10 protein-coding genes are annotated in these 9,678 nt (G+C 64.4%); 6 read left to right on the forward strand and 4 right to left on the reverse strand.

What is annotated here, in order from left to right:
* Positions 1-40: 40 nt before the first annotated feature.
* Positions 41-1,057: a PhoH family protein gene (locus ACXJKE_RS23020; protein ID WP_457282911.1), complete on the forward strand. Its 1,017-nt coding sequence runs from the start codon at positions 41-43 to the stop codon at positions 1,055-1,057.
* Positions 1,047-1,502 (forward strand): rRNA maturation RNase YbeY, encoded by a 456-nt coding sequence (ybeY, locus tag ACXJKE_RS23025; RefSeq protein ID WP_457282912.1) that lies wholly within the window; start codon positions 1,047-1,049, stop codon positions 1,500-1,502. The genes ACXJKE_RS23020 and ybeY overlap by 11 nt, the downstream gene beginning before the upstream one ends.
* Before the next feature lie 68 nt (positions 1,503-1,570).
* Here the strand turns inward: ybeY and dtd are convergent, their stop codons facing one another.
* From dtd to ACXJKE_RS23040, 3 genes are all read right to left on the reverse strand, one after another.
* A complete protein-coding gene (gene dtd, locus ACXJKE_RS23030) occupies positions 1,571-2,020 on the reverse strand; it encodes a D-aminoacyl-tRNA deacylase (protein WP_457282913.1) in 450 nt (149 codons plus the stop codon).
* Positions 2,020-2,778, reverse strand: a complete 759-nt coding sequence (locus ACXJKE_RS23035) for a substrate-binding domain-containing protein (protein WP_457282914.1) — start codon at positions 2,776-2,778, stop codon at positions 2,020-2,022. The genes dtd and ACXJKE_RS23035 overlap by 1 nt, the downstream gene beginning before the upstream one ends.
* A gap of 76 nt (positions 2,779-2,854) precedes the next feature.
* Complete coding sequence (locus tag ACXJKE_RS23040; protein ID WP_457282915.1) at positions 2,855-3,769, reverse strand: cation diffusion facilitator family transporter; 915 nt, start codon at positions 3,767-3,769, stop codon at positions 2,855-2,857.
* 121 nt (positions 3,770-3,890) lie between these two features.
* Between ACXJKE_RS23040 and ACXJKE_RS23045 the strand changes: the two genes are divergently transcribed.
* Entirely contained in the window at positions 3,891-4,448 is a 558-nt protein-coding gene (locus ACXJKE_RS23045) for a FecR family protein (RefSeq protein WP_457282916.1), read from the forward strand.
* Positions 4,445-5,056, forward strand: coding sequence for an OmpA family protein (locus ACXJKE_RS23050; protein WP_457282917.1), 612 nt, complete (start codon positions 4,445-4,447; stop codon positions 5,054-5,056). The genes ACXJKE_RS23045 and ACXJKE_RS23050 overlap by 4 nt, the downstream gene beginning before the upstream one ends.
* Before the next feature lie 120 nt (positions 5,057-5,176).
* Here ACXJKE_RS23050 and tyrS read toward each other — a convergent pair whose 3' ends face one another.
* Positions 5,177-6,409, reverse strand: a complete 1,233-nt coding sequence (gene tyrS, locus ACXJKE_RS23055) for a tyrosine--tRNA ligase (protein WP_457282918.1) — start codon at positions 6,407-6,409, stop codon at positions 5,177-5,179.
* A gap of 225 nt (positions 6,410-6,634) precedes the next feature.
* On the opposite strand from tyrS, the gene ACXJKE_RS23060 reads away from it, so the two are divergent.
* Entirely contained in the window at positions 6,635-7,999 is a 1,365-nt protein-coding gene (locus tag ACXJKE_RS23060; RefSeq protein ID WP_457282919.1) for a M23 family metallopeptidase, read from the forward strand.
* A 198-nt stretch (positions 8,000-8,197) separates the two neighbouring features.
* The gene (locus tag ACXJKE_RS23065) at positions 8,198-9,334 is read left to right on the forward strand and encodes an anhydro-N-acetylmuramic acid kinase (RefSeq protein ID WP_457282920.1); all 1,137 of its coding nucleotides are present in this window, start codon (positions 8,198-8,200) and stop codon (positions 9,332-9,334) included.
* Positions 9,335-9,678: the final 344 nt, after the last annotated feature.

The following is a 9,678-nucleotide window of genomic DNA, read 5'->3' on the forward strand; positions in this document are numbered from 1 at the left end:
ATCGCCCGTATTGGACCTCTTTTCCAGGAAAACCACCGCCTTGATTCTTCGCCACACCTTCACGCCGCCGAACAACACCCGCATGGGCCACCTGTGCGGTCCCATGGACAGCCACATCCGCACCATCGAAGTGGCGCTGGATGTCACGATTGCCCACCGCTTCGAGCAGTTCAAGATCGACGGCACCAAGGTCAAGGCCAACCAGGCGCTGGAAGTCCTGCAGGCCCTGTACGAAATCGCCCAGCGGCCCATAGAACCTGAAACCGTGCAGCTGATGCTGGCCGGCGACACGGCGCTCAGCATCGCACCCGACGGCGCCATGGCGCTGTCGACCCGCCGCGCCGACCTGCGCGCCCGCACCACCAACCAGGGCACCTACCTGGAAAACATCGCCACCCACGACATCACTTTCGGTATCGGCCCGGCTGGCACCGGCAAGACCTACCTGGCGGTGGCCTGCGCCGTGGATGCGCTGGAGCGCAGCACGGTGCAGCGCATCGTGCTGACCCGCCCGGCGGTCGAGGCCGGCGAGCGCCTGGGTTTCCTGCCGGGTGACTTGAGCCAGAAGGTGGACCCTTACCTGCGCCCGCTGTATGACGCGCTGCATGAGCTGATGGGCTTTGAGCGCGTCCAGAAAGCTTTCGAGCGCCAGCAGATCGAGATCGCGCCGCTGGCCTTTATGCGCGGCCGCACGCTGAACCACGCCTTCGTCATCCTCGACGAAGCGCAAAACACCACGCCCGAGCAGATGAAGATGTTTTTGACGCGCATCGGCTTTGGCAGCAAGGCTGTGGTGACGGGCGATATCAGCCAGGTGGACTTGCCGCGCACGCAGCTCAGCGGCCTGGTAGACGCGGAGCGCGTGCTCAAGCGCGTCAAGGGCATTGCGATCACCCGCCTGACGAGTGCCGACGTGGTGCGCCACCCGCTGGTTGCGCGCATTGTGGATGCGTATGACAAATCGCCGGGCGCCGCCGGGCCCGCCGGCGAAGCCGACGCGGAACCCGTTGCCGCCCCAGCCCGCCGCGCCAGCGCCCGGAGCCGCAATGGCTCTTAAGCAGCTCAGCCTGTCGCTGCAGTTTGGCGACCTGAAGGACGCCGCCCGCCACCGCGCCGCCCTTCCGCGCCACAGCGTGGCCCGATGGATTCGCCACGCGCTGGCGCACGACGGTGAGATCACCGTGCGCATCGTCGACGCCGAAGAAGGCCAGGCGTTGAACCGCGACTACCGCCAGCGCGACTACGCCACCAACGTGCTGACCTTTGATTACACGCAAGAGCCCGTGGTGACCGCCGACCTGGTGCTGTGCGCACCGGTGGTGGCCAAAGAGGCGAAAGAGAACAAAAAGACGCTGCAGGCCCACTACGCCCATCTGCTGGTGCACGGCACGCTGCACGCGCAGGGTTGGGACCACGAGACTGGCGAAGCCGATGCCGAAGCCATGGAAGCGCGTGAAATCGAGATCCTGGCCGGCCTGGGTATCCAAAATCCTTACCGCTGAGGTTCAAGGATTATTTGGCTGTAACCCAATAGGGACGAGCGCAAGCAGCTATTGAATTGATAGCAAATTCATGTGCCCGGTACGACCTGCAGGGGAATCGTCACCGGCCCGTCATTGACCAGATGCACCTGCATGTCGGCTGCGAATTGCCCGGTTTCGACCTGCGGATGCAGGCTGCGGGCCTGGGCCGCAAAGTAGTCGTAGAGCCGGCGCCCTTCGTCAGGCGGGGCCGCACCGGTGAAGCTGGGCCGGTTGCCGCCTGAGGCATCGGCGGCCAGGGTGAACTGGCTGACGATGAGCAGCCCGCCTTTGACGTCCTGCACGCTCAAATTCATCTTCCCCGCGCTGTCCGAAAAAATCCGCAGCTTGAGAATCTTGGCCAGCAGCTTGTCGGCCTGCGCTTCAGCGTCACCGCGCTCAGCGCACACCAGCACCAGCAGCCCGCCGCCAATCTGGCCGACGGTCTCGCCGGCAATCACCACGCTGGCCTCGGCCACGCGCTGCAGCACGGCCTTCATCAGTCAGTCACACCAGCAGCCACAAACAGCGGCTTGCCGACGGGGCCGGAAAGGAAACTGACGAACTGCTGGGCCACATCCTGCTGTTTGCCGGAAGCCAGCGGCGCGGCGGTGTACGACGTGTAGTTCTGCACTTCGGCCGGCACCGGCCCGACGAACTTCAGGCCCTTGTCCTTGTACAGAAGAATCTCGGTCATCGCACCGAAGCCGATCTCGCGCCCCTTGCCCTTGAGCACGTGCTCCATCACCGAGGCGCCGTCGGGGTAACGCGTGGTTTTGCTTTCCACCTGCGCATACACATCCATCTTCTTGAGCAGGCCTTCCAGGTACAAGCCGGTGGATGCGCGGTTGAACACCAGCGAGTCGGCGGCCAGCACCGAGCGTTTGAGTGCCTCGGCATTGGCGATGTCGGGCACAGGCGCGCCTTCGCGCACCGCCACACCCATGCCGACACGGCCGACGTTGGCGCGCGTTTCCGCCAGCTTGCTAGCCGCGGCAAATTCGCCAATGACGGCGGGCGGCGCGATCACCACGTCAAACGCCGGATTGCTGTCCATGCGCTTTTTCAGCTCGGGTGCGGTGTTGAAGGTGATTTTGGCGGTGTGGCCGGTCTGCTTTTCAAAAGCGGCCGCGGCCGCCTTGAGGCCGGGCTCGATGGCACCGGCGCTCAGCACCTGGAGCTCCGCCGCCTGCGCGGCGGCGCTGAGCAGTGCGCAGGCAAGGACGCGGGCGGCAAACGTAAGAGGGGTTCGTTTCATCAAGGCTCCTGGACTCATGGATAGAAGGTCGGAAGGTCGGGGAAATTATCGGTGGCCGGAAGAGGGCGGCAGGCCGTCAGATCAGGTCGGCCTCGTCGTCGAAATGGGCTTCCACATCGCTGGGCAGCAGCTGGATGCTGGCGCGCAGGCCGGGCACGGCGCTCATCAGGGCCTGCTCAACGCTGGTGCGCACGGCCGCCGCGCGGCCCAGTGACCAGCTGGCCGGCATGTGCATGTGCAGGTCGACAAAGCGCCGCTGGCCGGCGCGGCGCGTGCTCAGGTGGTCAAAGCGGATGGTGGGGTGGCTGAAGCCTGCGAGCGTTTTCTGGATCTCGGCCAGCACTTCGGGCTCCACCGCCTCGTCCATCAGGCCCTGTGACGAGCGCCAGACCAGCCGGCCGCCCTCCCACAGGATATTCAGGGCCACGCCGATCGCCACCACGGCGTCCAGCCAAAGCCAGCCGGTCAACATGACAGCGCCTATGCCGACAACCACACCGACAGAGGTCCAGACGTCGGTCACCAGGTGTCTGGCGTCGGCCTCAAGCGCGATGGACCGGTGCAGCCGGGCCGCACGGAACATCGCCCAAGCCAGCAAGCCGTTGAGCGCCGAGCTGCCCACCGACAACGCCAGGCCCCAGCCAAGCTGCTGCAGCGGCCGCGGGTCCAGCACGCGGTGCGCGGCAGCCCAGATGATGGCCACAGCCGCACCGACGATCAGTGCGCCCTCGAAGCCGGACGAAAAATACTCGGCCTTGTGGTGGCCATAAGGGTGGTCGTCGTCGGCAGGGCGCTGCGCAATCGTGACCATGGCCAGGCCAAAGAGGGCGCTGGCCAGGTTGACGAAAGACTCCATGGCGTCAGACAACAGGCCCACCGAATCCGTGATGTACCAGGCCGCTGTCTTGAGGACGATGGTGACTGCGGCCACTGCGATGGAAGCGCGCAGCAGCCGCTGCGGCGTCAGGGACTGCCAGGCGGGAAAATTCATCTGTGCATTGTGAGGTATGGGGGCATGCCGGGTAACAAACCGGAGAAGGGCGGCGGGGTGGCAAGACTTGCCTGGCGAATCGTAACCAAAGGTAATGGATAATCCGCCCAAAGAGGTCTTCATGAAACATCGCTACCTGACAGCCTTGGCCGGACTGATGCTTGCAGCCGTGCAAGCCGCCGCACAAACCCAGCCGGAGCCTGCCGCGGCCGTTCCGGCCACGCCGGCAGCCGCGCCAGCCGAGGCATCGGCCCCAACCGCTTCTGTACCCTTGCCCCCACCTCCACTCGCCCCCGGGCAGGCCGGCTTTCTGAAAACCCTGCGCGGTGACGTCAAGCTGCTGGAGGCCGGCGGCGCAGCGCGGCCGGCAAAGGCCGGAGACCCTGTATTGCCCGCCGGCCGCATCGTCACAGGCGCTGACTCCGCCGCCAGCCTGGTCCTGCGCGACGGCACCACGGTGGTGGTGGGTCCGGCTTCGCAGCTGGACATCAAGGGTTTCAGCTTTGATGCCACCACACAAGAGGGCGGCCTGCTGCTCTCCCTGCTGCAGGGTTCGCTGCGCATGATGAGTGGCCTGGTGGGCAAGGCCCACCCCGAGACTGTGCGCATCGAGACCAAGACCGCTTTCATCGGCATTCGCGGCACCGACTTCATCGTGCAGGCGGACCCACAGCCATGAGAATCCATTTCCCCCTTCTCTCCGCCATTCTCCTGAGCACGCTGCTGGCGGCTTGTTCCACCGGCACCCGTGTTGTGCTGCTGACGCAGGAAGACGGAACGCCGTCTGCCGTGGTGGTGCGCGCCAGGGAAGGCGCAGGCGGCGAAGCTGTGCTGTCCGTGCCTTTCCAGCGTGCCACGGCAGCGCGGGGTTCAACGGGTGCCCCCAGGGTGGACCAGGCTGATCCGGCCAAGGTTCGCGCCGATAACGCTGCGCTGTATGACATGGCGCCGCCCAGGGGCAAGCGTTACACCGTGTACTTTGATGCGGGCGGCACGGTGCTGACGGCCGAGTCGCAGAAAATCATGGAAGACGTGCTCGTCGATGCGCTGGCCCGAAGTGGCGGCGACATCGTGATCACCGGCCATACCGACACTGTGGGCGCCGGGGCCAGCAACGACGTGCTGTCGGCCCAGCGGGCGCAGCAGGTGCGCCAGATATTGATTGACCGCCAGTTTCCGGCGGAGCGCATCGAAGCGGCGGGCCGGGGTGAACGCGACCTGGCCGTGCCTACCGCCGATGAGGTGGAAGAGCCGCGCAACCGGCGCGTGGCCATCGAGGTTCGGTAACAAGATGACTGGTGTTCAGGCTAAATGCCTGTAGACCAATAGGGGTAAGCGCAAGCAGCTATTAAAACTGTAGCGCTCGGTCGCCGCCCCGAGTCTGCGGAAAGCGCCCCGTGCCGCAGTTCAGGCCAGCGTGACCCGGGCAAACTTGCGTTTGCCCACCTGCACCACATACGTTCCGCTGTTCAGCTTGAGCGCCTTGTCGCTCACCACGCTGGAGTCAATCCGCACGCCGCCGCCTTCAATCAGGCGCGTGGCTTCGCTGCCCGAGGGCGCGAGGCCAGCCGCCTTGAGAAGCGCGCCTATCCCCATCGGCGAACCGGACAGCGACACCTCGGGAATCTCGTCCGGCACGCCGCCCTTGCTGCGGTTGATGAAGTCCTGCTCGGCGGTGTCGGCTGCTGCAGCCGAGTGAAAGCGTGCCGTGATTTCCTTGGCCAGCGCGACCTTGGCGTCCTTGGGGTTGCGTCCGCCGTCCACTTCGGCCTTCAGTGCGGCGATGTCGGCTTCACTTTTGAACGACAGCAGCGTGTACCACTTCCACATCAGCACATCGGAGATCGACAGCACCTTGGCGAACATGGTGTTGGCGTCTTCGCTGATGCCGATGTAGTTGTTCTTGCTCTTGGACATCTTCTCGATGCCGTCCAGGCCTTCGAGCAGCGGCATGGTCAAAATGCACTGCGGCTCCTGGCCGTATTCCTGCTGCAGGTGCCGGCCCATCAGCAGGTTGAACTTCTGGTCGGTGCCGCCGAGTTCCAGGTCGCTCCTGAGCGCGACCGAGTCGTAGCCCTGCATCAGCGGGTACAAAAACTCGTGCACGCTAATAGGGGTGCCGGCCTTGAAGCGGTCGTTGAAGTCGTTGCGCTCCATCATGCGGGCCACGGTGTAATGCGAAGCCAGCTTGATCATGCCGGTGGCGCCCAGCGGTTCGCTCCATTCGCTGTTGTAGCGCAGCTCGGTTTTGGCGGGGTCCAGGATCTTGTCGGCCTGGGCGCGGTAGGTTTCGGCGTTGACCTTGATCTGCTCGGGCGTGAGCGGGGGTCGTGTGGTGTTGCGCCCGGACGGGTCGCCGATCAGGCTGGTGAAGTCGCCTATAAGAAAAATGACTGTATGGCCCAGATCCTGGAGCTGACGCATTTTGTTCAGCACCACGGTATGTCCGACATGAATGTCAGGCGCCGTCGGGTCCAGCCCCAGTTTGATGCGCAGCGGGACGCCCGTGGCCTCCGATTTGGCCAGTTTTTGTATCCAATCGTTTTCCGGGATCAGCTCATCGCAGCCGCGCAGGGACACAGCCAGGGCCTCCCTGACGCGGTCGGTGACGGGGAATTTTGTAACAAGCTCTTGATTCATAAGGGTTTTTCACATGTCGGGGAATTGTCCGACAGATATACTGGCGGCTCTCCTGCAGCGGCGGAGCCATTTTAGTTGGCCTGCAATTTGCTGATCAGGAAACTCATAACCGGATGGCTCCGGCCCCACCCCTGCATCCAGGGCTGGCCGCCAAAGCTCTCCACCTTTTATACAGCAGTCCGGTGCTCGCGCAGCGCCCGATGCACTTTTGTTGGGAATACTGCTTTGCCACTGCCATCTCCCTCCCAGATACTGCTGCCGATCGCCGACAGCCTCCGTCGCCATCCCAAACGGGTCACCGCCAGCCTTGCAGCGCTGCTGCTGGGCACAGGTGTCACCGCATTCGGCGTTGCGCCCCTGGCACCCGATGCGGCCAACCTGCCGGTCCGCCAGATACTCGAAGCGGTCGAGCCTTTGCCCACGCAGATACAGACCGATTCCCTCACCGATTTCCGTTTCAAGCTGTTCCGCACGGAAAGCACCCGCAGCAGCGATACCGCCGACACCCTGCTCAAGCGCCTGAACATCGACGACAGCGCCGCAGCCGCCTTTTTGCGCAGCGACGCCAATGCGCGCCTGCTGCTGTCGGGCCGTGCCGGAAAGAACGTAACCGCCGAAGCCAGCGACAGCCAGCAACTGCTCAAGCTCAGCATGCGTTGGCCCACTGACGACGAAACGATGTTCAAGCGCCTGGTGGTCGAGCGCGGCGCCGCCGGTTTCAGCTCGCGCATTGAAACCGCCCCGTACGTGGCTACTGCGCGCCTGTCCAGCGGCAGCATCCAGACCTCGCTGTTCGCCGCCACCGACGACGCCCGCATCCCCGACGGCGTGGCGGTGCAGATCGCCGAAATTTTCTCCAGTGACATTGATTTTCGCCGCGCACTGCGCAAGGGCGACCGCTTCAACGTGGTCTATGAAAGCCTGGAAGCCGACGGCGAGCCGCTGCGCACCGGTCGCGTGCTGTCGGCCGAGTTTGTCAACGCCGGCAAGGCCTACCAGGCCATGTGGTTCCAGCCTCCGGGCGTGGACGCCACGGGCGCTGCCAACAGGGGCGGCTATTACACGCTCGACGGCCGGAGCCTGCGCCGCGCCTACCTGAGCTCGCCCGTCGAGTTCTCGCGCATCAGCAGCGGCTTTTCAATGCGCTTTCACCCCATCCTGCAAAAATGGCGCGCCCACCTGGGCACCGACTTCGCAGCGGCTACGGGAACACCTGCACGTACCGTCGGCGATGGCGTGGTGGAGTTCTCGGGTGTCCAAAACGGGTATGGCAACGTGGTGTTCGTTCGCCACCGCAACGGCCATGAAACTGTTTATGCCCACCTGAGCAAAATCATGGTGCAGCGCGGCCAGAACGTCAGCCAGGGCCAGACCATCGGTCTCGTCGGCTCCACCGGCTGGGCCACCGGCCCACACCTGCATTTCGAGTTCCGCGTCAACGGCACCCAGCAGGACCCAATGACGATCGCCAAGCAGAGCGAGACCATTCCCGTGTCTACGGCTGCCATGCCGGCATTCAGGGAGCTCTCAGCGGGCGTGAAGACTCAGCTTCTGGCAGCCTCGACCATCACCCAGACCCGCGCTGAGTAGCTAGAGCCCCCACGTTCGCTCACTGCGTGTAGCTCTCTGCCCCCCGAGGGGCGCTGCGCCTGCGGTCTGGCAAAGCCAGTCCCGCGGCCCCGGCTGGCAAAAACCGGAATCCTTTGCCCACTGCGTGTAGCTCCTGCCTCTTGAAGGTTGCCGTGTCTGCAGCTCCGCTAGATGGGAGCCTTGCGGCAGAATAGGCAAATGTCCGATTACTACATTGGCCTGATGTCAGGCACTTCGCTCGACGGTGCCGATGGTGTGCTGGTCGATCTTTCCGGTGGAAAGCTGCGCGTCCTTGCCGCGGCGACGGAATCCTTTGATGGTGTGTTTCGCGCGGAGCTGCTGGCGCTGAATTCGCCCACGGACAACGAACTGCACCGGGCCGCCGTTGCTGCCAATCACATCGCGGCGGCGTATGCCAAAGTCGTCGCTGCGCTGCTTGTCCAGGCTGCTGCACAGGGGATCGTCGCCTCGCAGGTTCGCGCCATTGGCGCGCATGGCCAAACCGTGCGGCACCAGCCGCACAGAACATCCCCCGACCCGGCGGGCGCAGGCTACACGCTCCAGCTCAACAATCCGGCTTTGCTGGCAGAGCTCACGGGCATCGATGTGGTGGCTGATCTTCGCAGTCGCGATGTGGCGGCCGGTGGCCAGGGCGCACCTCTGGTGCCGGCATTTCATCAGGGCGTTTTCGGCCATGCCGACGCCACGGTGTCGGTGCTGAATTTGGGTGGCATTTCCAACCTCAGCGTGCTGCCGCCTGGCGCGTCGTCACCCGTGCTGGGTTTTGACTGCGGACCGGGCAACGCCCTGATGGATGCATGGTGCCTGCAACACACCGGTCAGTCTTATGACGCCGGCGGCGCCTGGGCGGCCACGGGCAAGCTGTTGCCGGACCTGCTGGCCAGCCTGCTGGACGAACCATACTTTGCGCAACCGATTCCCAAAAGCACCGGCCGCGATCTTTTCAGCATGACCTGGCTGGCCGGCAAACTCGCGCCCTTTTCTGCGGCGCGGCCGCAAGATGTCCAGAACACCCTCGCTGAATTCACGGCCAGCGCCTGCGCGGCGGACGTCAACAGCCATGGAAAAGCCAGCAGCCTGCTGATCGTCTGCGGCGGCGGCGCGTTCAATACCCATCTTCTTGGGCGCCTGCAGGCCGGGTTGCCGCAGTTAAAGGTTGAGACTTCCGGCCAGCATGGTTTGCCACCTTTGCAGGTGGAGGCGGCGGCCTTTGCGTGGCTGGCACAGCAGGCGGTGTTGCGCCGGCCCGGTAATTTGCCAAGCGTGACGGGGGCGAAGGGGTTGCGGGTGCTGGGGGCGGTCTATCCGGCTTAGACGGGGCAGGACAGTGGCCGGTTCTTGCTCCGGCTACGTGCTCTTTGCTGAGGGTAGCTGGCCGGGGGTTGCCCGGCGGCAACTCACTTTTCTTTTGGGTCGCCAAAAGAAAAGTAAGCAAAAGAAAAGGCGACCCTGCTGTCTACGTCCCTTCGCTTCGCTACGGGCAACCTGCGGTGCTCGGTCCAGGCGGGGTCTCGCTCGAACTCGCCTTCGGCTCAGACAATCGCGATCCCTGATCCGCCTGAACCTGCGCTCCTCGGCGCAGACAGAAGGGGGTGGAGGCAGGAATACCAAACAACCGAAGACAAAACCCGGAATACCAGAAGAAACCAGGACTCGCC

It is taken from the genome of Polaromonas sp. P5_D5 (assembly GCF_054049435.1).

What these genes read in the sequence shown, in the direction of transcription:
- ybeY (WP_457282912.1), top strand. Translation starts at nt 1,047, where the DNA reads ATGGCTCTTAAGCAGCTCAGCCTGTCGCTGCAGTTTGGCGACCTGAAG.
- dtd (WP_457282913.1), bottom strand. Translation starts at nt 2,020, where the DNA reads ATGAAGGCCGTGCTGCAGCGCGTGGCCGAGGCCAGCGTGGTGATTGCC.
- ACXJKE_RS23035 (WP_457282914.1), bottom strand. Translation starts at nt 2,778, where the DNA reads ATGAAACGAACCCCTCTTACGTTTGCCGCCCGCGTCCTTGCCTGCGCA.
- ACXJKE_RS23040 (WP_457282915.1), bottom strand. Translation starts at nt 3,769, where the DNA reads ATGAATTTTCCCGCCTGGCAGTCCCTGACGCCGCAGCGGCTGCTGCGC.
- ACXJKE_RS23045 (WP_457282916.1), top strand. Translation starts at nt 3,891, where the DNA reads ATGAAACATCGCTACCTGACAGCCTTGGCCGGACTGATGCTTGCAGCC.
- ACXJKE_RS23050 (WP_457282917.1), top strand. Translation starts at nt 4,445, where the DNA reads ATGAGAATCCATTTCCCCCTTCTCTCCGCCATTCTCCTGAGCACGCTG.
- tyrS (WP_457282918.1), bottom strand. Translation starts at nt 6,409, where the DNA reads ATGAATCAAGAGCTTGTTACAAAATTCCCCGTCACCGACCGCGTCAGG.
- ACXJKE_RS23065 (WP_457282920.1), top strand. Translation starts at nt 8,198, where the DNA reads ATGTCCGATTACTACATTGGCCTGATGTCAGGCACTTCGCTCGACGGT.